Here is a 23,204-nt window from a genome sequence, read left to right as displayed (position 1 = left end):
TCTTATTCTTTCCCCTTCTTTTCCTCATCCGCCCTCTTCTCGCGGAGGCGGTCTCTTACGATGGTTAATATCCTCAGATACTCTGCGCGCTCCTTCGCTGAGATGACGCCGAAGACCCTCGCAAGCATCTTCTTCTTGCTCTGTTCGGCGCCCCGAGCGGCATTGATGCCCTTAGTTGTAGCTATTACTTTTATTATACGCCTGTCTTCCGGGTCGCGCTCGCGCTTCACATAACCTTCACGGACGAGCCGCTCCACTATGCCGGTCATGGCGGCAGTAGTCACGTTCATGGTGCGCGCAAGGTCCGTCATGTTTTGGCTCCCTCCACGCTCGAGTATTATCATTATCGCGAGCTGAGGAAGCGTAATGCGCATCTTATGAAGATCACAGGGATCTTTCCGGTAAAGCTCCCTCATAAATTCCGGCATCATCCCGGATACTTTATCCGCAAATTCCGAAAGCGACATTTCCGACATGATTAACCTCCTCGATATTTAACTATGTTAAATATCAATGCTGTTAATCATATCATCACACAACATCCTTGTCAATATATTCCTGTATTTTTATTACGGGGTGGGGTTAAATGACAACCGCGCATATATAACAACCGTATATGACAACCGCGTAGGTTAGGCAGTTAACGACGCCGGATAACCTACGCGGTTGATTTACGGACGGTTCAGTATTCCGCGTCCTTATACCAGTTGAGCGAGGCCTCAGATAGAGAAATATCGGAACCCTGATTCTCCCTGTATTTTCGCTGGTATTCTTTGATAGCCTTAAGCTCGCTGTGGAATTTCTTGCCAAAATCTCTGGGCTTGTCCCAAAACTCGATACCGGCCTCGTACGCCTCTTCGTTCTGCTTCTGCCGGATATGCCGGATCTGGCTTATAACAAACAATACCTCGTCTTTAAGCATTAATTTTATTATCAGGTTGGATAAAAGCGGAAACTCGCGCCCTACCGTTATCAGCGCGCCCGCCTCCGATATATTGAGCGTTACTGACGGCTCTTTTGGGTAATGATCTTCGGACTTATATTCAATAGGACAATATATAGGATAGCGTTCATAGCGGCGTTTTTCTTGCAGTGTGTTCACTTCCATCGGGTCTCCTGTACCGTCGGCAGTGAAAGTATATCATATCTTCCGGATAATGCAAGGCGTCGGAGGCAATATCTCGTCATACGCCGCGGTTATCCGTTCCATAGTGAGTTTCCAGTCAAAATCCGCCAACCGCCTCCTCCCATTTGCGGCAAGCTTGTTCCGCAGGCTATCGTCTTCGCTCAAGGCAGTCATCGCCGCGGACAGTTCGTCCTCCGACAGCGGATTTACCAGTAGAGCGCTATTAGACGCCGCGACCTCGAGCAGAGCCGAAGTATTGGAGGTTATAACGGGAGTACCCAGAAAGAACGCCTCCAGTATCGGTATGCCAAACCCCTCGAATAGAGAAGTAAATATCATGGCCCTTGCCCGCTTAATCATCGAATAGAGAGCCGCATCGTCGAGGTATCCCGTCAATATGACCCTGTCGTTAAGACCGCAGGAATCTATAAGCTTAGTCAGTCTCTTAAACGCTTCGCCCTCTTTATCGCAATGGCCGACCACCACCAGCTTATAACGCGCCCTCTTCGGATCGCCATTAGCCGTAAACTTGCAAAAAGACCTTATAAGAAAGAGCACGTTCTTTCTTACATCGTCCAGTCTTCCCGCGATACTTATAAAATATGGCTCTTCCATACCGGCGGCCTTTAATGCGGCGGCCTTCTCTATATATTCCCTATCGCAGTCCGGATAAGCCACCAACACCTTCCCGGGCCTAACATGCAATTTCGTAACTATCTCTTTTTTTGAATATTCGGATACGGTGAATATCTTTTTCGAAACCAAGGCTTCAAGAAAATAATTGACGTATCTGGCGATCTTCTTTTTTCTTTTGATGGTACTATTGTCGCGGGAGATAGCATATAGGTCATGTATAGTCATAATAGACGGAACAGCTGAGATGAGCGGCACGCCCTTATCCCACAAAGCATGGTACAGCTGTATCTTATGCTTTAAAAGCTGGACGGGCAACACCCAATTCTTCCAGTATTTTTTAAATATTTTATTACTGAAGAGTATCACCCTGTGGCCGGATATGCAGGGTTTGTATTCGTCGAGGATGGGCGTATCGGTAAAGAGGCATATCTCGTATTTATCGTACCGCTGAAGGCCCTTCAGGAGATTGACAGCATACCTCGCCACGCCGTTCATTGGCTGAGAAAGTATCCTCGCGTCGATTCCTATCCTGGGCTTCCTATTTTTTATATTATCTGTGTCCATGTATCATACCATCGTTATGAAACTAATTAAGTAGCGTGTCCCCTGCCAATGTTCGGAAATATCACCTTTTATTTTTCTCTACCGGATTCCTTTTTCAATTTATCAAGAAAACTGGGATTAACTTTCCCCTTCAATTCCAATATCTTGTTAACAGTTTCCCATGTTTTATCGTAATCATGTTGTCGATAATATGTATCTGCCAACCACAAATATGCCAAAATATTATCAAGCTTTAATTTTATGGCAGTTTTAAAATCTGTGCATGCAGCATCATCATTTAATGCCACAAAATTTAAAATCCCGCGGTTTAAATATGCGAAACTATTAATAGGATCTATTTTCATCGCCTTCTCAAAATCATCTTTAGCTTTGTTGTATTGCTTTTTCATGCTATACGCAACACCTCGCTGTATATAGACATTGGGATCACTATGGTCGATTGATATTGCCTTACTAAAATCATCTATTACTTTATCATACTTCCCTTTCATATAATAACAAACAGCTCTTTGTTCATAAAATTTGGCGTTATTTGGTGCTATCTCTATCGCTTTAGTATGGTCATCGCTTGCTTTACTATAATAACCATCTTTAAAATAAATACTTCCGCGAGTAAAATAAAGATATTCATTCATAGGATCGATTTTTATAGCTTTGGTTAATTCAGATATTGCCTTCCCAAATTTACCATCAGCAGAATAAGCAATGCCCATTTTGCGATAAGTTTCTGAATAGTTGGGATTAGCTGCAATAGCTTCGTTAAGTTCTGCGATTGCTTTTTTTGTTTCACCTTTTTCAAGATAATAAGACCCATTAAATAGATGCATTGCAGTCTGTTCTGTGATTTTTTTATCAAATATGCTCTTAATCACATTAAGATTAATATGTATTAACATTTCATATTGTTTTGCCTTTATTAGTTTTAATTCTTTTTCCGCATCTTCAAATTTTCCTTGTGAGCCATATTCTAAAAACTTGATATAATTTGGATCACTAGGTATTTTTGTAATCTCAGTGGCACTACACGTAGCACGCAATAAAAATACCGCTGTCAGTATTATTGAAATCCTGACTATAACTTTATTCATCTTGCCCCCCTACTGGCGCAATATAGATAGTCTCTATTTTTTAAATTCTTCTACGATACGTGAATAATCGTCGCTTATATGCTTGGCAATCTCAACGGCCAGTTTGCGGTGTTGGAGACCTTTAGCTTTATAGTCAACGTCACTTAAATCTGCTTTTATCCCACACTCCACAGTAGTTTTAATATGCACTGAATATCTCGCCACTTCTATCGAACCTTTATTAAGTGTAATAATCGCATCGTGGGTACCTGTCCCGCTTGAACCTATCGCCATACCCAAAGTACCCATAGAAAGACCGATAAGAGTACCTTTTGCAGACTCGAACAGCGCGGATGAGTTCCAACCGCCATTTATATCCATTTTGAGAATACCATCAACTTGATTGTTTTTCTCATACGGAAAAATAATTTCATCAAACACTCTCATTTCTTTCAAATTTTTTACCACACCGTAACCATTCTCGAAAGACGCGGAAGTGTCTCCCAATACTACGCCAACCTTTATAGGAATTGTTTTTGAAACATTGTAAGTGGGCATTGCCGGGATCCTTTGCCACGCACACCCGCTAATAAATAGTATTGCAGTAAATAAATAAGCGACTTTTTTCACTCCGCCCCTTTGTTCTCTTGTGTTGTTGTGCCGCCTTTATCTTTTTTATTACTAAGTATCTTCATTAAACTGGTAACGACCTCGCCATTCAAGCTAGGATATTTTTCTTTTAATTCTTTAATTGCGTTATCTTTCTCATCATATATCGCTATATTTACATGACCTGCGCTAAATAGAATATAGTTATGCATATCTTTAGGTGTAAGCTTAAGAGTTCCAATATACACGATTGCGTTTGGCGAAACAGAAAAGTCTATCTTTGGATAAACATCGCTGACATTTTGATTATATTCCATGAAGCGTAGCGTAGTGAAGCGATAGTCTCCTGGAGGAAGCGCAATATAAAAAGTCTTTTCGACATAGCCTTTAAAATTTTTATTCTTCTCAAAGAACGTATATCTTATAAAAGGCCCGTCATTTGCTTGAATTTCATAAAATTTATTGGTCTTCACATTTATGAACATGGCTTTACATTCGGCGCCAGAGGGCATATAGAATGAGACCTTGCCAAAAACAACGCTTTTATCTGATGATACGATTAATGGCTCATTTTCTTTAACATTACTTAAGGTGCTTGCACATCCTGATAGCATAAGGATTGATAAGATTAGAAATAACGCTCTTTTCATATTACGCTTTCTCGACCATCGCTTTTAGCTGTATGGTGTTATATAAAGTGTCTACTTTTATTTATTTTGTTTATTTAAAAAAACGGCTTGCCGCAACAAATAATTTTACACAACTACACCATATCATCGTAAAAAACTTCAAAGGATGCCTAAAATAAACCTTCATTTGCATAGGAAAAGTGTAAAAATAGATTGCCGCTATCGAGCATCTTTTTCCCAACAGCATTGAGTAAAGGTCAATGCTGACAGCCTTGCCATTAGTTAAAAAAATAGTTTTTTTAGCTAAAAGAAAGACTCCTGGCGCACCGGTATCTTTTTCCAAGACCTTAATATCAAAATCAGCGAATATATGTTCTATGTCAGAAATCTCATATCTCCAAAAATCAAAAGGATAGCTATGATTCGGGAACCCTTTTGATCTGGTAGTTACGACCACTATTCCTCCTGGCTTTACAACATGCTTCAAATTCCAAATAACTTTTTTCCAATTTTTCACATGTTCCAAGACTTCTGTGCAAATTACTAAATCGAATTTGTTTCGTCCAAATTTGTTTACAATATCTTCGGCGGCGCACACCAGGTCAACCCCGGGTCCTTTTTGCATGTCAACCCCAATATATTCAACAGGGGCAAACGATTCTATGAAAGATCTCAGAGAACCATTGATATCCATAGAGCCTACTTCCAGCACAAATTTATTCTCAACATATTCTTTTTTAATAATTCTTTTTCCAAAATTAATGCAAGATTCATGACACATACGCTTGCCCCTTCTCCGTAAGTTGGTATTATAGATAGTTTTTATTTCACTAAAACCATATCTTTCGCCCCCCCTATCACCATTCGAATTATAAATTACTCTGCCCGAAACTGCCCGAATCTATATAAAACTTCGTTTCGGCTCCCATGTTGGGAAAGTTGTCATAGTTGATCGCCGCGCCATTTATCCGAAGCTCGCTTACCGTAGGATTGATGGCCGAGTTCCATTTTGCAGCCAAATATACCTGAATCAAATCACCCTGATTCACGCCAGTAACATCATATGCATAAACCCCGTTAAAACCGGATTCAGACAAAACTTCAGTTCCAGGAATAGCCGTGCCGTTTTTATATAGCTGATGATACATTGGCCCATTGTTAGATGATGCTGTGATTTTGAACGACACATTAATGGTAACATTAGAAAGCGGCGCAAGGATCTTCGTCTCTTTCTTTTTTGTATAGATCGGATGAACAGACCCGATCGCACCGGATACCAATGAATCGTTTTTGTGATATATACTCGCTGTTCCATAAACATAATAAGATGTCGGATGCCGCACAGTGGACGCAATCTGCTCGATGTTACTAATAAGCCCCGGATTACCTGCATCATCCAACTGTATTTGGCCAATATATCGATAATATACTCCTTCGCTCGTTTCGGGGTATCGCTTGTACAAAAAAGGCTGTTGTGCGGTATTCCCATAATAATCGGATAGAGTAGGGGCCTCATCCGAAAATTTAAATGCTATCTGGCCGGCATTATTAAATGCATAAACGTAAGCCACAGAGTTGGGGGTTTTTGATCCGTGAATCCAGTCCTGGTTTTTAGGCTCTGTCAGGCATTCAAGTCGCAACGGATCCGAATATATAGTAGACGCAAACATTTTGCCCACCAGGTCCATAACACCGGCTGAGATTTTAATTGAGTTAAAATCTATAGAGACAATATCGAAGCCCTTTCTGTAGAATGGGATGACTGGTGCTTCAGATAGAGATTGAGCCGCATACGCATACGGTACCGATGCAAGACGCGTCCGGGGAGACATCTCGCCGTCTGTGTTGATCTCGAGCGATATCCAGTATGGCACATCGAAAGACAGGGTTAGTGCGGTAACACTGCCTAATTGAACCTGGAAGATACCATTCGTTATCTGAACGCCGGTTTGGGTCTCGGACCATTTCGCGGCGCCTCCGGTTTCGGCATCGTATATCCTGAACGTGAGATTATATGTGCCACTTAACGGCGCTCCCGCCTTATCCGTTGCCTTGCCCTGAAAGTTCATGAGATGCGGGATCGCGGCAGAGGCTGTGGAAGCAAACAGCAAAATCGCGGCAGATAAAAATACTGCTATCAAGCTAAACCTGGTTTTCATGGCAACGTCTCCTTTTTGATGTATGGCATTATGTAAAGTGTCTACAAAATCTAATTCTCTATTTTATTCCTAAAAAACAATAATGCATATACATAATAAATCACAAATAGCATAACTATTATATTGCCAATTAACCCAAGTTCAGCAATAAGAATCAATCCTGCAAAAAATCCAAAAAAAATTTCAATAGCGCAAAGAAAAACAAAAATTAATTTAATCATCCATTCTTCGCAAGCATTTCTAAGAAGTAAATAACTTAAATATACCCGGACAACTCCAACCAGCACAAGAAAAAGTGCAAATGGAAAAACTAATAGACTAATTCCATATTTACGAATTTCAGCTGATATAATATACATAGACACTTGATAGGTAGCGGTTATAAAATAAACAGGGCTCAATAAAAGTGTAAATCGTCCAAATCGCTTTTTATTTATCCAAGAGTCATAAGGAATCATTGATTCCGCCACCTTACATTATTCTTAATTTTCAACTGCTCCAAAACCCAATCACGACCTTCATAGCAATTAAATGGTTTCCCTGTGCCATATAAATTGTATGAATGATCCGTATTATGAAGTTTTGCAGCTATGTCAAAAAATGCATTAACTTTGGTTGAATTATTATCTACAACTAAATAAAATTGATAATTTTCGGAGCCACCGAATTTGCCAGGAACGTCTTTACCTAATAATGTGTCCAGATTATTTGCACCCGGTGCTCTATTAAAATCTATTATGGCGCTTTCGCCTGATATGCTTTTTGCTTCTAGTCCTGTATGATAAAAAATTCCAGCCCCTTTGTATCCGATTCCAATCTCCCCTGCACTTAGTTGTGTTCGATATTGGCCTGGATAAAGGTCTTTATAAAAACCGGGTGCATTTGCATTACCAAAAGCGTTTCCTGCTGTTGACCCTCCTGACATAGCACTATTTATCACGGCGCTCCCCGCCCCTACTCCTGATGCAACGAGTGACCCAACCGCGCTTACTGCACTGCTTTGAATAGCCGCTGGCACTTCATGTGACACATAAAATAAACCCATCTCGACTGAATTTTCGGAACTTTTTCTCACTACATATATAGTCGTTTCACTAACAACCTTTTGCGATGTGTTGGCCGCTACACCGGCTGCGGCAGATTCGGCGGCGGTAGCCGCACCTATGGCAGTCAACCCAGCCCCTATGCTAACCCAACCAGCTATTTGGGCAATGGAACTAAACGTATTAGCTAACGCCTGATTACCCGCCGCGCTACTAATCATACTTGCGACTGTACATACCGCAGATACAACGGCAGCTATAGCCGATATGACCTGACATATAGCCCATATTATAAACCACCAGAAGTGTCCCGATGGGTCGATGTAGACTATGGGATTATTTCGAGCGTAGGAATATCTATTGAAACACTGGGGATCATATGGATAAGCAATAACTGTATCAGCCGTGATGAATCGTCCGAGTTCGGGGTCGTAATAACGTGCCCCGTAATAGTAAAGAGCGGAACCTTCGTCGTATATCTTACCAGTGAAGCGCTTATCTGTCGAGTAATTACCGGTGTTGCGAGATACTTCGCCGAAAGGCGAATATTCGAGAATATTCACGACGCTACCGGTTTCGTCGGTAACGACGTTGGATGAGCCGATATGGTCGGCGTGGTAGTAGTAAGCCTTAACCACCCCCGAGGAGCCCCCTTCGGCGGCTCGCAACGACGTCTCGACCGAGCAGATGCGTGTCGAGCCCATGTAGATGTACTTTGTGATCTTGTCGGGTGACTGGCCGGCAGGGCCTTCGGCTTCGTAAGAGGAGCCGACATAGACGGTGACTTGACCTTTGCCAACCTCGGAGGATGCGCCTGCGGCGCAACCTCCGAGGTTATCTGCTGCGGCGCAACCTCCGAGGTTATCTGTAATCAATGACGGGGAAGTTCGTAAAACTCTTCCACCATCGCCGTCGTAAGAGTAGGTAGTTTCGACCTGCGACAGAGGCACAGTCCACGCCTGGTCACTCGTTACATGCAGCCAGTAGGCATTGCCTTTCTTGAGCGTCGCCGGATCATGGATATATTCCGTGCCGTTATATTCGACGATAGAATCGTAGGTTATGTTACGGAACGCTTCGGAAGGCTCGATCTCGGACGTCGTGGGCGCGGACACCAGGTTCCAACCGGTCTTTAACTGGCTGACCTGGGCGGTAGCCGGGAACGATCCGCTCAAACTTAAAGTGCACGCCTCTTTTACATATATGAGGTATCCAATGCCGATCTCGAACTTGTCGAACTGGTTGAATTTTTCATCTCCGACGTAGTGGAGCCACTTACCCGTAACCGGATCGTACGTCGAAACCTGGTCGTATTTCCCGTCTATCGAAGCGAGCACATCTTTGATCTTGCCGGCTGTGTTCGGGATAAATCCGGGAAGCGAGAAGAAATTCCATCCGACGGCAAGATTGAGGGAAAGATCGAAGAGCTCGCCGCCTTTTTCGACCATTACTTTATTAAGCCTATTCTCTATATCATACTCGAAACTACTGTTGCCTTTCGCAGTCATATTGCCGTTATGATCGTAAACTATGGTTTTTCGTACGTCGTTTAATGTATACGCGGTAACCGCGTGCGCTCCGGCGTTGGCGCCGTATTCCATTCTGATGGCGCCTTTAGTAAGAATATTGCCGATAGAGTCATAAGTATAATTTATCTGCCCGTAACTATTGCCTGTCGCCTGTATCAAACGGTTCAGATTGTCATATTGAAAAGATTGCGTATTGGTATTTACGCTATCCTGGATCGAGGTTACATTTCCGATAGGATCAAAATTATAAGCAAGATTTTGTATAGCCGTTTTTTGCGGATCGAAAGTTTTCAGCTGATCGAGCCGGAAATTATAAGGATCATAAGCATAATCGGTCGAGGTACCGTTGCCATACACTATATGCTCTATCTGGCCGTTCGCATTATAACTTACCGAGGAAACATAAGAAGCCCCCTGCTCGCCCGTAACTGTAGCGATCCCGCCCTGCTTGTTGTATACGTAGGCAATAACAGTACTGTCGGGGTATTTAACGGTAACGAGCCTGTCGAGCGAATCATAGGAGCGCTCCACGGAATATGAAGAAGTGCCTATATTTTTTGTGGTCTTTATCTCACGGCCAAGAATATCGTAAAAGAATTCCGTCGAACCGCTTGGATCTGTAACGCTCGACAGCCTTCCGATGCAGTTCGGCTTAGAGGAGTCGTCGTAGAAATAATCAACGGAAAAAATGGGGACAGCCCCCTGCGGGGACAGTCCCCATTTTTTAACCAGTCGGTTAATGACATCATACTGAAAAGTTATGCTCTGCCCTTTTGCGTCCACCTGGTTGACGAGGTTGCCTGCCCTGTCGTAATAATATTGCCAGCTCTTGCCGGCGAATCCGCCCATATCGGGATCGGTCATCAATATTTTTCGCCCTAAAGTATCGTATTCCATATGGACGTGATTGCGCGTTGAGGCGCTGTCGTAAGTATCGGTAAGATTGCCGAGCATATCATAAACGTAATTCGTGATATCGCCCATGTCTTCCTGAACCTCGACTATCCTGCCATAAGCGTCTTTCGTCTGCGCGGCGCGCTGGCCGTTCTCGTTTACCGCTTCCAGCTTATTCACGCCATATATGGTGTAACTCACCTTATTATCCGGACGGATCGTCTTGACCAGACGTCCCATGGCGTCATACTCATACGCGACATAACACGTCGCGTTCTGCGGCGGCATATACAAGTCTTCGGGGGCTGGGACAGAGATATAATAAGGCAGGTATTTACGCACAACCTGACCGCGCGAATTGTAACGCACCTCGCCCGAAACGATGTGTTTCGCGGCGCCGCTATATTCGGCTTCGGAGCGCGAGAGTATCTGTCGGCCAAGGCCGTCGATAAAGCTAAAAGCCTTCGCGTAGCTTCCGTCCGCCGTTTTTGTAGCGGATATTATCCTGGTCGGGGTTGAGGCCAGATCGTAAGTATACGCAACCTCGGAGATATTGCCCGGCCCGGCTACATGATATAACCGGCCGAATCCGTCGTATTGCGAAGACGACACCTGGCCATTCGGGTCGGTGGAAGTAAGTATCTTGCCGGTGGCTTTATTATAGGTAAATTGCTGGGTATGGCCGAGCGCATTGGTAACTATTACCGGGAACGTCATTGTGGCATCGTATGCGGTAGCGGTAACACTGCCGCGGGCGTCCTTAACCGTCTCGACGTTTCCGACAGCGCTGTAAGTAAACTCGGCCGTCGGGTTGTCGCCTGATCCCCACGACGGAGCGCCGCCCGCGCGCCCGAGCCATCGCTCCTCTTTCTTCAGGGCGCCGTCCGAATAGTATTCGTATTTCGTCGCCGCGGCCACATTGCCCGCGGCGTCCTTCACCCTGCTCTCAACCGGCTTTGAGAGTATCCAGTTTGCGGTGTCGTAATAATACGTGATCTGCGCCTCCTGCTCATCTCCTGCCGTATCGAGGAAACCCTCTTCCCTGACATTTACCGCATTGCCATAGTCGTCATAGGTGTATATAGTTTTCGCGCTTTTAGTCGCGCCGGTAACCGGATCATAAGCATTTGAGGTTTTGTCCAGAAGGTATGGATAATCAACCGCGTCGCTGAATAATTTACGATCCTGCCAGTTATACAAAACCTGCGAGTAAATATTGTTATACTTATCACGCACCACTTCTTTCGACGGCCTTCCTTTATATATGTCATCCTGGTTAAAATACGTCTCTTTGTAGCTTCCTTCGGCGTCTATTACTTTAACGTAACCGAACCCGCGGAACTCGCGCTGGACGGAGTCGAAGGCGCCGTCGCGGTAAAAATAATTCGCCGTGTAATTACTTCCGAGACCGTCCGACTGGGTCACGCTCGTCACGACGCGTATCGAGAATGGCAGGGTCGGCAGTCCGTCGTCGCCGGTATTATCGAATACGGCCGAATCCTTGTAAGTTATCGTGGTCGTACCGCTCATACCGTTATCTATTCCGATGAGCAGATCCGGATATTTCGAATGGTGTAGTTTAACCGTCCATTCACGCGTATCCTTATTAAATACCGCTATATCAAAAAGGCCGTCGCCGTTAAAATCGCCGGATATGAATGTACCGCTTACAGAATCGGATATAAGCGTCTTGTAGGTATACGCTTCGCCGTTCTTAAGATTAAACTTCGTTCCGTCCGATATGGCATATTTTACCGACCACTGCGAATCTTCCTTTACCATATAACCGATGTCCGTCAGGCCATCGCAGTTAAAATCGGCCAGGACGGGATCTTTATCCGTGCCAAATACCGTTAGCCAGGTAGTCGTATCGCCAAACCTGTCGCCCTTCGAGAGGCATACAGTCCATGTGCCGTATGCCTTCCTGAAAAAACACGCGTCCGTTAATCCATCGCCGTTAAAATCGGCCGCGATGGGCGATATTTCACCTGTCGAAACATGGCTTCCGCCTTTTATCCAATTTTCCATCGCCGATACCGCGCCATTCGCGCCGGTAAGCCCAACGTAACGATAGTTCGCCTCCTCGTAATGAACCTGGCCGGTATCGCTTATGCCGTCGCCGTTAAAATCGCCGGTAAACGTCGTGTAATGCCAGTCGCTCATCAGTGTCCCGGCACTCGTACTGCGCCAGTCGGTTGTTTGGGCGCTGAAGGCCGTACCGCTTGATAACGCAAGCCGAACATACGAGCCGGCACCGTCTGAAGTAGGCACGCGTATAAAACCCGCGTCAGTCTTACCGTCACCGTTAAAATCACCCGTCATAGGATAGCAATAGCTGTCGTTATTACCGAATCCGCTCGCTATCCAGTATTCGACAGACCCAAATGTACCGTCACCCTTGGACAACTGAACCTTCCATATCCCGAGCGCCCTGTTAAAATAGCCGAGATCCGTTAAGCCGTCACCGTTAAAATCTCCGGATATCGGGAAATATACGTCCGACGAGGAATTTTCATCGACGTTTATCTTAAGCGTAGCCGAGGCGGTATTCGCGTCGCCCGAAACGCCGGTTTCCGTAACTACAGCGTCGATGGTGTGACTTCCCGCGTTCGATATGGATATAGTTTTTGTAAAAGTCTGGGCGTCGAGAACAATGTTTTCGCAACCGGATATCGCGCTCCCATCCTTTTTGAGTGTCAGCGTCAATTGGTCGCCGTCGGGATCCTGCGCAAGCAGATAAACCGTGAATTCTTCATTCGCAGATAGGCTGGTCTTATCGGAGTAAAGCCGGACCAGAGGCGCCGCGTTGATGGGATTTACGGTAACATTGGCTTCGCTCGTCGAGCTCAAATCGCCGTCCGATGCGGTAACCGTAAAACTGTATGACCCGGCATCTTTGTACGTCGTCTGCCAGCTTCCGTCGCTATCCAGAGGATTCGGATAATCTATGGTGACATTATCGCCATCAGGATCGCGGGCTGTAACGTTTAATTTGACGACATCACCTTCGTTGACCGTTACGCCGGCAATCGTATCGATAACCGGAGGCCTGTTCACATTTTTTACGGTTATATTAAAAGCGGAAGAAGCTTTTAGCGTCCCGTCCGAAACGGTAGCCGTTATTTTATATGCACCAGAGTCTTTGTAGGACGTCTGCCAGCTTCCCGTATCGTTTAAGGGCGCGCTGTAAGTTATAGTCAGAGCATCGCCATCCGGATCGAATACCGTCGGCGCGACCTGAACGAGTTCGTTCTCGCGCACCGTAATGTCGCTGATCGGATGGATCACCGGAGGATTATTACCGGCCCCTTTCACCACAAGCATCACAAAATTACTCACGGTTCTATTGCCTGAGGCATCTACAGCAACGAACCTGACGGCCTCGGCACCGGAAAAATCATCGCCCTGCGAAAAATTGACGACGTGCGTTACGGGATTAACAACCGCAGATATCCGCGAGTTACCTTCTACTATATATGTAAGGGGCAAATTATCGGGGCTGGAAAAATACCCATCGAGGGATATCGTCGTCGCGCATGGCTGAGCCTTATCCCACACCGCTCTCATATTCGCGTCCGGTATCAATGATTTGAATATCGGCGGGTTCGAGGCGATAACATTTATGTAGCCGAGCGAGGCCTTATAATTTGAACTCTCCGCATTACCCGTAGCCGGTTCCGCGGCATTTGAATAAGCGATATCCGCCCCAATACCGCCGTTTGAGCCGCCTCCGGAGGATACGGCGCTCTCCGTTACCTTAAAATTGGCGCTCTCCATCGCGTGCGCCTCGGGAAGAGGCAGTATAAGCGCAACGTGGGCAAATACCAGGATTATGGAAATAAATTTTCGCATTTTTGTCTACTCGATCGTTTGATACGTAAATTTCTTCGGAGGCAGACTGTTGCCGGCCGCGTCGAAAAGCGTAACCTGCGTCAGGAGCGAGCGTGTCGTATCCGCGCTCGTCGAGTAACTGAACGCATACCGCCACACGAGAACGCCATCGACTTTAACCTGTACCTCTTTTAATCGTTTGGCGGTAGCTATCTGCCACCCGGCTCTGTTATTATAGGCAATATCGGCCCTGCCGGTTTCGTAAACAAGGCTCACCGCTTTATCCGCGGCGAGCGCCGGAGTCACAGTAGAGTTGGAGGTATAAATAGCTCCGGCCAGATATATCTGCCCGCTATCCTTTTCATAAGTAAATAACACCGTATTGCCATATACGTCTTCGACCCTGTCCAGAAACCACGCGAATATTTTCGTAGCGTCGTCACCCACGATCCTCGAATCGACGGAAGTGCCAAATACATATTTAGTGCCGGCTTTATCCCATACCGTCCATTTTAAGCCGGCAGGATCAAAGACATACTTCATAAAACCCGTCTCTATCTTCTGACGATATTCATTATTCTCGGCATCGATCAGGGCGAGGTCGCCGCTCGATCCGCTTGAAGCAAAAACAAATGTATCCGTGCTATCGTATTTTGGAGTTCCATTCTTGGTCGAGCGCTGAATGCTGGAGGTTGTAAGCCCCCAGCCGACGCCGCACACTCCATTGGGGTTATTGCTGGAATAGGAGATCGCTATCGACGGTTGCATATTCTTTCTACCGGGCGGCACGACTATCGGAATATTGGCAGTCGCACTGCCGGTGGCAAGATCCGTCTGAAATGATTCGCTCAAAAGCGGTGACAGCGAAGCGCCTCCTCCGACGGAGCCGGAACTTACGTCTTCGCCCGCCGCCATAGACGCCACCGCCGAGGCCGAGGATTTGACCATAGCCGCCGCGCTCTTTTTGGAAACGACTTCTTCCGTATTCGTTTCGATGGTCGCCGATACATCTTCGGTTTTTACAGTTTCCTCAGCACAAAAAACACGTGGAGTTAACGATAAAGCTATAACTATAATTATGGCAAATATTTTATTACTCATGGTAATTCCAATGCCTTTCTGGCCAGGTATATCGATACACAACCGGAGTTTTCATTGCCCCATGTATCTTTAACATAAACCGTAGCCTGCCTTGCGCCGGATTCGGGCGACGTCATCTGCCAGCTAAAATTTGGAGCGCTATTCCAATCGCTTACAATCTCGCCGTCAACCAATATCCTATACTGGATGGCGTCCCCTTCCTGGTCGATAGCGTTTATATTAAAATCCACCGTATTCTCAGAGTCCAGAATACTTCCCGCAACCGGGCTGATCGATATTATATCCGGCGCGGCCTGTATTAATGTACCGCCGCCGCTCGAACTTATACAGCTCCACAACCCCGCGCCATTCCGGGCCTGGACGCTGAAATAATACGTATGACCTTTGGATAGAGATAATTCCGTAGCCGTCACCTCCGGCACTACACCCGTTGATGTCCAATCACGAATTACCGATCCGCCATTAGTGCCATCCGTTATGCGATATCGATACTCGATAATTCCAGACTCCGCATCTTGAGCCGACCAAACAGCATGAAAAGTGCTTATATAATTAGTAGTAGCTCCATCATCTATCATTACTGGGGTTGTGGGAGGGGTTGTATCAAGTAAGATGCTCGCGAGAGCGGATTGACTCTCTCCGCCTGTGGAGTTTTTCGCTGTGACGTTTATATTGTTTTGACCCTCTGCCAACGTTATAGAGACAGACCATGTAGTAAAGCTATCTATGGGGACTTTTTCAACTCCGTTCATCCATATAGAGGTATTAATATCTTTAGTTCCTGACAATGTCTGCACCGTATTACTGGTAGGAGTAGAAAAAGTGTTAAGAGTCGGTTTTGTGGGAAGCTTTGATAAATCCTGCAAGGTTATCTCAACACCATTACTCTTACCCCCTGGAGTATTTACTTTCAGCGTCTGATTACCTGATAAATCAGTATTAAACGGTATTACGCAGACAATGGAAGTGTCTGACCAGGATGTTATGGCCGCATTTACAACACTACCACCTAACTCAATATTTGAAGAACCCTGGCTATACCCAAGGTTTGTGCCGGTTATATTGACATTATAGCCTGTGTAGCCGCACTCACAATCGGCAGAGATAATACGAGGCGAGAAAGTCATGGCCGTAAGGTGGATTTGGCTATCATCTCCCGCCCATACGATCCTATACTCATACATGGCAAGATTGATAGAGCCTGAATTTTGCGTTAACTGCATCCCCTCTTTTGTAGAGATATTGTATATCCATAGTCCGGTTGATTGAGCCCAGGATATCTTATCTCCATATGCGGCAAATCCGCATAAAGCAAGATTATTTAATACCATAGATTTAGTTCCGGCTTGAAGGTCGTAGGTGTATATATCATAAACATTCTGGCCGGAATCCAATCGACTACTTTCCCAAAAGAGAGAATTTTCATCCATATTCAGAGATCCATGGCTTGAGCTTGCGTCGCTTATCGCAGTTACTTGTCCGGTTGGTATATCATATATACAGATATTCACGGGGTCAGCTACATATGCTATTTTATTTTTATAAATAGCCGGTCCGTTATCGGCTGTAGAAAGCGTTGTTACTTCAGTCTTCTGGGTTGTGGAGAGATCGTACATATAAAGGTTGAAGTCCTGATCGATATATACAATATTATCTCCATATATCGCAGGTTTAAATTTTGCCGCGGTATCAATATTTAGGAGCGATTCGCTATGGCCTGAGATATCATACAGGTAAAGATCGTAGCTTGAATTTCTATTATCTGACCAGATAACTTTATCGTCATAAATAGACGGTTTACCCACAATGCTTGCGTCATTTGTGAGCAAGGCTTCCTCTATATATACAGTCGAGAGAATGATAGATTTGGTGGATGATGTAGCGCCATTGGTTACGGTAAAGGTAACGTCGTAGGTCCCTTTATCGGATAGGGTTGGCGTCCATGAAATAGTGCGGCTTGCGGCATCAAACGAAGCATCCGGAGGCAGGCCTGCAACCGAATACGCAAGCTCACCCGCAGGAACATAGGAGCCGTCAGCTTCTAACGTAAATTGTAATAAATTACCTATGACCACGGTCTTATCGGTTAGATTCGTGAATTGCGGCGGCGGTACATTCACTGCCCATGGGCTAAGATCATGTAATTTTTGCCATGTAGAGTTGTTGTAATATATCCAAATGCCGTACTGAGAACCAAAGTCGATTATAATGTCGTCAATACCGTTGCCGTCAAGATCGGCGGCGGTGATAGACTTTGTGGTGAAGTTATGTAGCTGATTCCATGCACCGGTATCGCTATACACATAGATGCCGTACTCTGAACCAAAGTCTACGATGATATCATCCTTACCGTTGCCGTCAAGATCGGCGGCGGTGATAGACTTTGTGGTGAAGTTATGTAGCTGATTCCATGCACCGGTATCGCTATACACATAGATGCCGTACTGTGAACCAAAGTCTACGATGATATCATCCTTACCATTGCCGTCAAGATCGGCGGCGGTGATTGACTTTGCGGTTAAAGTATGAAGCTGAATCCATGCACCGGTATCGCTATACACATAGATGCCGTACTGGGGACCAAAGTCGATTATAATGTCGTCCTTACCGTTGCCGTCAAGATCGGCGGCGGTAATGGAGCTTGCGGTAAAAATATGAAGCTGAGTCCATGCACCGGTATCGCTATACACATAGACGCCGTACTGAGAACCGAAGTCGATCACGAGATCATCGATGCCATTGCCATCAAGATCAGCTCTGGTAATTGACTTAGGACTTATAGGGTGAAGGTGAAACCAGACAGAGTTATTGGAATATACCCAAAGACCGTGTTGAGAACCGAAGTTAATGATAATGTCTTCGGCGGGATTAGCATCCAGTTTAGCAGTTATTATAGTAGTAGGCGGGATAGAAGCAAAGCAGAGCTCCGTAACTCCGGCAATAACAATACAGGTAAGCGCACAAACGATTAGGAAATTTATTCTTCTCATGATTTTGACCATCCTCGCTACCAAGCATAAGAAATATATCATGCAATTCCGATTTTGTCAAATCTTTTTTACTTTTTATCAAGTTTGATTGTTTCATGACTTGACAAATCCACAAAAGAGTAGTATAATTGGTTCATAAAAATAGGAGCTATAATATATGCATGTCGGAGAGATAATAAATAAATACAGGAAAGAAGAAAAGATGACGCTCTCGGAGCTGTCGCAGAAATCCGGCGTCGCGCTCGCCACGTTGAGCAGGGTCGAGAACGGCAAGATGACGGGTACATTAAAATCGCACATAAATATATGCGACGCGTTAGGCATTACCATAACCGATCTCTATAAAGATCTGCCCTCCGCAAAGAAGACCGTCGAGGTAAAAACAAAAGAAACCGGGCCTAAGGTCTCGATACACGACAAGAAATCCGCGTCAATTATACTCGCGACAAATGTCCGCGACAAGAATATGCTCCCCATCCTCATTACAATAGCAAAGCACGGCCGCACCGGCGCGGAAGAAGATGCGCGCGGCGTCGAAAAGTTCATTTACGTCATTGAAGGACGGATCGAAGCGGCTATAGGCGAGGAAAAATACGTATTGGGTTCGGGCGACACTATATACTTCGACTCATCCGCACCTCACTATTTTAAGAATCTTGGAAATAGCGAGGTGAAGATCGTCTCTGTATCCTGTCCGCCCGCGGCTTAACGCTTTTATCCCAGCCTTGGGGTTTGGTCACTACTTGTGATTATATTACCTTTCTCATAAGCCAATAAAAACGCGCTCACGATAACCGGATCAAATTGCGAACCGGAACAGCGCTTCAATTCCTGCAGGGCGTCCTCGATCCTCTTTCTGCGTTTATACGGCCGGTCGGTAGTTATGGCGTCGAAAGCATCGGCCACCGCTATTATCCTGGCGATGAGCGGGATATCCGCGCCCTTCACCCCGTCCGGATAACCCGAACCGTCGTAACACTCCTGATGGTGGCGCACTTCCCTCGCAACGTCGCTCAATTCCTTGATCGGATGCAGTATAGTCGCGCCGATTATCGAGTGCTTCTTTATCTCCTCGAACTCCTCCGGCGAAAGCTTGCCGTGCTTATTTAGGATGTGGTCGGGAATGCCGATCTTGCCGATATCATGCAGGAGCGCCGATATCTGCAGAGTCTCCCTGAAATTCTTGTATGCCGACATCTCGGGGATGCCCTCGAGCTCCCTGGCTATCGCCAGACAGTAGGTCGTAACGCGCTCCGTGTGTCCGTGCGTGTACGGATCGCGCGCGTCTATGGCCGCGGCCATCGCTATCGCCGTATGTATGAATATGCGGTGCTCGCGGACGTAGAGCTCCTTTATCTCGTCGATCTTTTGCTGTAAGTTTTCGATAAGTAGCGCGTTCGCTATGGCCATTGCGGCGTCGTTGGCAAGCGTAACGAAAAATCCCATCTCCTCGCGGCTGAAACTCTCGCCCGATATCTTCTCGCCCAGGACGAGTATGCCCAAGAGTTCGCGCTTAAAATAACACGGTACGCACAGCTTCGCCTTTATCAGATCCATCTGCTTCTTTATGAGAAGCAGTTTGTCATAAAGCGCCGGCTGGCGCTCGAGTATCTCGCGGTTTCGCAGGCCGGTGATAACATCGTCGGAGCGCAATATACCCGTCTCGGATATAAGATAACTTTCCTTCCCGGTAAATACGCTGATGAGAGGATTATCCGCGGCCAGCTTTATAAAACCTATCGGCAGTTTTACACCGTGCGCGCCCTTCGAATCTATCAGAATATAGGAATGCTTATGTTCTTTAAATAAAAGCACGGCGGTGTGCGTTACCTTAAGCTGTTCGTCGATCGTCCGGACGATCATCTTTATAAGATGTTCGGGCTTTTTGAAGCGTATCATCGTCCTGGACGCCTTCTCCAAAAACGCCTGGTAATCGTATTTTGGCATAACGCCCTCCGGTGGCGAGCCGTCCTGTTGATCGCTTTGCGGATTTATGCGGTTGGCGCCGCGGCCCGCGGTATTCTCGACGAAGAGATTATTGAGCTTGTCCCAACTCGGCGCTTTTTTCGGTTTATCCATTACCACATTCTCCTTTTGTTATTTTAAATTATTCTCAACCGCGCGTTCGAGATTTTCGAGAACAAGCGGCTTTGTGATATACTCGGACGCGCCGAGGCGGCACGCTTCATCTATCCTATCCTGGTCTTCGAGAGCCGTAACCATGACCACTTTTATCTGTTTATCGATATCCTTGACGTGCTTGAGCACCGCGATACCGTCCATACCCTGCATCTTTACATCGAGGAGCATCAGGTCGGGCCTCTCCTCTTTTACCATTGCGAGCGCGGAGTCTCCGCTCGTGGCGAACCGCACGGCATACCCTCTCTCCTGAAAGAAGCTCTGGAGAAAATCGCATATGTCGTGCTCATCGTCAACTACGAGTATCTTCTTCATTACTACCTCCTTACTGCTTACCGCTACTTATTTACCACATTACCCGCCGCGCGGATAATCATCTCCTCCAGACCTTTTAACGAGGCTATCGGTTTGTCGAGACACGCGAACGCCCCCAGTTCCAGAAGGCGCGCCTTCGTCTTACCGCCGTCGTCGTACGCCGTTATGAATATTATCTTCGGCGCGTGGCTCATCGACGCCATGAGCTTAAGCACCTCGTCGCCGTCGATACCCGGCATCTTCAGGTCCATCAGGACGACATCCGGCTGTTTCTCTTTAACCAGTTCGATCCCCCGCGCCCCACGGATCGCGACATTTATTTCGTACTCCCGTGGTTCGAAGTAATCCCTCAACATTTGTATGAAATCAGCCTCGTCGTCTATCGCGACTATTTTAGGTTTTGCCATTAACTGTTTTTCCTTTCTTTGCGCTTGCATAATCTTCCTGGCTCGCTTCCGGGAATTCCAGAGTAAACGTCGTGCCTTCGCCGACCTTAGTCTCTTTAAGGCGAATGCGGCCGCCGTTCTTCTCTATGACCTGGCGGACTATGAAAAGTCCGAGGCCGGTGCCTTTGCCCGGATCCTTGGTAGTAAAGAACGGATTGAACAGTTGTTTTATCTTATCGGGCGGAATACCTGCGCCCGAATCCTTTATATCGATATATACTTTTCCCTTCTCACGCCTGGCGGTAACTATTATCCGGCCCTTCTCGCCTATCGCCTGCCCTGCGTTTCGTATCAGGTTGAATAAAACCTCCTGAAACTGCTTCTTGTCGACAAAGATATTCGGCAGGTTTTCCTGAAGCCGTTTCTCTATCTCGATCTTCTCAAGCTTTAGCTCATAATCCACCAGCCCCAGGACATCGTCAATCTCTTTATCAATACCGACTATCTCCAGGTCGCCTTTAGCCGGCTTGGCAAATTGCGACAGCTTCTTCGTGATGGCCGTCGCCCGGTCGGTTTCATGGATGACCTTCGCCATGATATCTTTGGCTTTAGTGAGTAGCTCTTCGTTGGTCTTCAACTTATAGAGGCCGTCTTTCAAATTCAGCAGGAACGCCTCGCACTGGCCGCGCGCTATGCCGAGAGGATTGCATATCTCATGGTTTATCCCGGCCGAAAGCGTACCGATAACCGCCATCTTTTCTTTCTGCGCGGCTTCGGCCTGCGTTTTGCTGAGCTCGTCGAAGAACTTGGCGTTCGATATGGCGATGGCGAGAGTGCGCGCCAGCGGCAAAAGTATGTCGAGGTCGTCCTGTGTGTATTCCTCATCGGACTTCTTCTTGCCGAGCGACAGGATGCCCGTCACTTCTTCGCGCATGATCATAGGGATCATGAGCTCTGTGTTTAACCTGTCCATGGTAGCCTGCACCGCGGCAGGTATTATTATCTTATTCTTTTTCATGTCAGAAAGCAGTATGTGCCCGTGCGTCTTCTCCATAAATGTTACTATAGCGTCCGACTTCAATAAAGCGACTGACGGATCTTTTATGCCTTGCGATGCCGCGACATCGAACTGCACCTTGTCCGCATCCAATAGAAGAACCGATGCGGAAGATATCTTCATGATGTCACCGATCTTATCAACCGTCAGGTTCACGAGCCGGTCGAGATCCAGTACCGTCAATACCTCAGTCGTAAATGTCTTGAGCAATTCCTTGTAATCGTATTTCTTCTGGAATAGGTATTTATCGGTAATGCTTATAAGGAAGGACTCGATGCGCCGCATCGTCAGGATAATAATAGCGCCGCTTATCGCAAATCCCAGTATCTTACCGCCAAAACTCGCGCTTCGGAATATATATTCCTGCAAAATCAGCGTCGGCAGAATGACCATGGCAAAGACAGACGCAAATAACCCTGCAAAAACGAGAGTCTTTTTTATGATTACTTCGATATTTAAAAACTTGTGTTTCAGGATTGCATAGGTCGTCAATAATGGAAATCCGGGAAGTAATAATGACCCGTAAGGAAAAACATTCGGAAAATAAACTGTGAAAAAGTGCGTCGTTCCACCAACTATGCCAAATAAAAATGCAAATAGATGATATTTAAGCTGTAAACGTTTTTGACCTTGCGAATGCCAAAGAGCGGTAACTAAAATAATAGCGGAATAGTAACAGACTAAAAGAAAACAAAAAGTGAATATCGGATATACAATACCGTTTGGAGTGATGTAGTAAAAAGAATTAAAAACATACGTCATTTTTACTTGCAAAAGATCAAAGAACGAGAAGACTTGAAAAAGAGATGCTTCTGTGTATGCAAAAATCAAAAACCACCTCTTCTTACTCTCAGTAACTGCTAATACATTTTCCAAAATAAAACAAACGGTAAAAACACCGCCTATATGCGCTATCTTCCACCAAAAAAGCGCTGACGCCGCATCGGCCGACATTCCAACCATCATGCATCCAAAGCCCCATATTACCAAAGCTATATTTAGTAAGAATAGCGAACGGTGCAAATCGTTCCGCATATTTCCAAATCTTAAAAGTAGCACCGCCAAAAAAAGAGTTGTAAGCCCTATTACTAAACCGAAAATTGAAAATAAATTCATACTGTCAATCCCC

The 23,204-nt window shown here is 45.8% G+C and carries 17 protein-coding genes; 1 reads left to right on the top strand and 16 read right to left on the bottom strand.

Annotated features, from left to right (window positions below):
* Positions 1-2: 2 nt before the first annotated feature.
* The 12 genes from PHS46_02505 to PHS46_02450 all read right to left on the bottom strand — a co-directional run bounded on the left by PHS46_02505 (position 3) and on the right by PHS46_02450 (position 18,178).
* Entirely contained in the window at positions 3-476 is a 474-nt protein-coding gene (locus PHS46_02505; GenBank protein ID MDD3905383.1) for a MarR family transcriptional regulator, read from the bottom strand.
* A gap of 206 nt (positions 477-682) precedes the next feature.
* A complete protein-coding gene (locus tag PHS46_02500) occupies positions 683-1,102 on the bottom strand; it encodes a PilZ domain-containing protein (GenBank protein ID MDD3905382.1) in 420 nt (139 codons plus the stop codon).
* A gap of 39 nt (positions 1,103-1,141) precedes the next feature.
* Positions 1,142-2,326, bottom strand: a complete 1,185-nt coding sequence (locus tag PHS46_02495) for a glycosyltransferase family 1 protein (protein ID MDD3905381.1) — start codon at positions 2,324-2,326, stop codon at positions 1,142-1,144.
* 68 nt (positions 2,327-2,394) lie between these two features.
* Positions 2,395-3,414, bottom strand: a complete 1,020-nt coding sequence (locus PHS46_02490; protein ID MDD3905380.1) for a tetratricopeptide repeat protein — start codon at positions 3,412-3,414, stop codon at positions 2,395-2,397.
* A 33-nt stretch (positions 3,415-3,447) separates the two neighbouring features.
* Positions 3,448-4,023, bottom strand: coding sequence for a hypothetical protein (locus tag PHS46_02485; protein MDD3905379.1), 576 nt, complete (start codon positions 4,021-4,023; stop codon positions 3,448-3,450).
* Positions 4,020-4,652 carry a hypothetical protein gene (locus tag PHS46_02480; protein ID MDD3905378.1) on the bottom strand — a complete coding sequence of 211 codons (633 nt, stop codon included), beginning with the start codon at positions 4,650-4,652 and terminating at the stop codon, positions 4,020-4,022. The genes PHS46_02485 and PHS46_02480 overlap by 4 nt, the downstream gene beginning before the upstream one ends.
* A gap of 70 nt (positions 4,653-4,722) precedes the next feature.
* Positions 4,723-5,412, bottom strand: coding sequence for a class I SAM-dependent methyltransferase (locus tag PHS46_02475; GenBank protein ID MDD3905377.1), 690 nt, complete (start codon positions 5,410-5,412; stop codon positions 4,723-4,725).
* An 88-nt stretch (positions 5,413-5,500) separates the two neighbouring features.
* The gene (locus tag PHS46_02470; protein ID MDD3905376.1) at positions 5,501-6,790 is read right to left on the bottom strand and encodes a hypothetical protein; all 1,290 of its coding nucleotides are present in this window, start codon (positions 6,788-6,790) and stop codon (positions 5,501-5,503) included.
* Between the two features lie 50 nt (positions 6,791-6,840).
* The gene (locus PHS46_02465) at positions 6,841-7,248 is read right to left on the bottom strand and encodes a hypothetical protein (protein MDD3905375.1); all 408 of its coding nucleotides are present in this window, start codon (positions 7,246-7,248) and stop codon (positions 6,841-6,843) included.
* A complete protein-coding gene (locus PHS46_02460; GenBank protein MDD3905374.1) occupies positions 7,245-14,108 on the bottom strand; it encodes a toxin TcdB middle/N-terminal domain-containing protein in 6,864 nt (2,287 codons plus the stop codon). Before PHS46_02460 ends, PHS46_02465 begins: the two co-directional genes overlap by 4 nt.
* 6 nt (positions 14,109-14,114) lie before the next feature.
* The gene (locus tag PHS46_02455) at positions 14,115-15,188 is read right to left on the bottom strand and encodes a SpvB/TcaC N-terminal domain-containing protein (protein MDD3905373.1); all 1,074 of its coding nucleotides are present in this window, start codon (positions 15,186-15,188) and stop codon (positions 14,115-14,117) included.
* Positions 15,185-18,178, bottom strand: coding sequence for a putative Ig domain-containing protein (locus PHS46_02450; GenBank protein MDD3905372.1), 2,994 nt, complete (start codon positions 18,176-18,178; stop codon positions 15,185-15,187). Before PHS46_02450 ends, PHS46_02455 begins: the two co-directional genes overlap by 4 nt.
* Before the next feature lie 157 nt (positions 18,179-18,335).
* Here PHS46_02450 and PHS46_02445 point away from each other — a divergent pair, with 157 nt between their 5' ends.
* Positions 18,336-18,887, top strand: coding sequence for an XRE family transcriptional regulator (locus tag PHS46_02445; protein MDD3905371.1), 552 nt, complete (start codon positions 18,336-18,338; stop codon positions 18,885-18,887).
* A 5-nt stretch (positions 18,888-18,892) separates the two neighbouring features.
* On the opposite strand, the gene PHS46_02440 is transcribed toward PHS46_02445, so the two are convergent.
* The 4 genes from PHS46_02440 to PHS46_02425 are packed head-to-tail and all read right to left on the bottom strand — an operon-like array spanning position 18,893 to position 23,191.
* Positions 18,893-20,257: an HD domain-containing protein gene (locus PHS46_02440; GenBank protein ID MDD3905370.1), complete on the bottom strand. Its 1,365-nt coding sequence runs from the start codon at positions 20,255-20,257 to the stop codon at positions 18,893-18,895.
* Between the two features lie 18 nt (positions 20,258-20,275).
* Complete coding sequence (locus PHS46_02435; GenBank protein MDD3905369.1) at positions 20,276-20,632, bottom strand: response regulator; 357 nt, start codon at positions 20,630-20,632, stop codon at positions 20,276-20,278.
* Positions 20,633-20,655: 23 nt separating this feature from the next.
* Complete coding sequence (locus PHS46_02430; GenBank protein MDD3905368.1) at positions 20,656-21,039, bottom strand: response regulator; 384 nt, start codon at positions 21,037-21,039, stop codon at positions 20,656-20,658.
* The gene (locus tag PHS46_02425; GenBank protein ID MDD3905367.1) at positions 21,026-23,191 is read right to left on the bottom strand and encodes an ATP-binding protein; all 2,166 of its coding nucleotides are present in this window, start codon (positions 23,189-23,191) and stop codon (positions 21,026-21,028) included. The genes PHS46_02430 and PHS46_02425 overlap by 14 nt, the downstream gene beginning before the upstream one ends.
* Positions 23,192-23,204 lie beyond the last annotated feature (13 nt).

Source organism: Candidatus Omnitrophota bacterium (assembly GCA_028699255.1).
In the GTDB taxonomy this organism is placed as follows: Bacteria; Omnitrophota; Gorgyraeia; order 2-01-FULL-45-10; family 2-01-FULL-45-10; genus FEN-1322.
This window is presented reverse-complemented; position numbering and strand designations above follow the sequence as displayed.

What these genes read in the sequence shown, in the direction of transcription:
- PHS46_02470 (MDD3905376.1), bottom strand. Translation starts at nt 6,790, where the DNA reads ATGAAAACCAGGTTTAGCTTGATAGCAGTATTTTTATCTGCCGCGATT.
- PHS46_02425 (MDD3905367.1), bottom strand. Translation starts at nt 23,191, where the DNA reads ATGAATTTATTTTCAATTTTCGGTTTAGTAATAGGGCTTACAACTCTT.
- PHS46_02460 (MDD3905374.1), bottom strand. Translation starts at nt 14,108, where the DNA reads ATGCGAAAATTTATTTCCATAATCCTGGTATTTGCCCACGTTGCGCTT.
- PHS46_02490 (MDD3905380.1), bottom strand. Translation starts at nt 3,414, where the DNA reads ATGAATAAAGTTATAGTCAGGATTTCAATAATACTGACAGCGGTATTT.
- PHS46_02455 (MDD3905373.1), bottom strand. Translation starts at nt 15,188, where the DNA reads ATGAGTAATAAAATATTTGCCATAATTATAGTTATAGCTTTATCGTTA.
- PHS46_02450 (MDD3905372.1), bottom strand. Translation starts at nt 18,178, where the DNA reads ATGAGAAGAATAAATTTCCTAATCGTTTGTGCGCTTACCTGTATTGTT.
- PHS46_02445 (MDD3905371.1), top strand. Translation starts at nt 18,336, where the DNA reads ATGCATGTCGGAGAGATAATAAATAAATACAGGAAAGAAGAAAAGATG.
- PHS46_02435 (MDD3905369.1), bottom strand. Translation starts at nt 20,632, where the DNA reads ATGAAGAAGATACTCGTAGTTGACGATGAGCACGACATATGCGATTTT.
- PHS46_02440 (MDD3905370.1), bottom strand. Translation starts at nt 20,257, where the DNA reads ATGGATAAACCGAAAAAAGCGCCGAGTTGGGACAAGCTCAATAATCTC.
- PHS46_02430 (MDD3905368.1), bottom strand. Translation starts at nt 21,039, where the DNA reads ATGGCAAAACCTAAAATAGTCGCGATAGACGACGAGGCTGATTTCATA.
- PHS46_02505 (MDD3905383.1), bottom strand. Translation starts at nt 476, where the DNA reads ATGTCGGAAATGTCGCTTTCGGAATTTGCGGATAAAGTATCCGGGATG.
- PHS46_02475 (MDD3905377.1), bottom strand. Translation starts at nt 5,412, where the DNA reads ATGTGTCATGAATCTTGCATTAATTTTGGAAAAAGAATTATTAAAAAA.
- PHS46_02480 (MDD3905378.1), bottom strand. Translation starts at nt 4,652, where the DNA reads ATGAAAAGAGCGTTATTTCTAATCTTATCAATCCTTATGCTATCAGGA.
- PHS46_02465 (MDD3905375.1), bottom strand. Translation starts at nt 7,248, where the DNA reads ATGATTCCTTATGACTCTTGGATAAATAAAAAGCGATTTGGACGATTT.
- PHS46_02495 (MDD3905381.1), bottom strand. Translation starts at nt 2,326, where the DNA reads ATGGACACAGATAATATAAAAAATAGGAAGCCCAGGATAGGAATCGAC.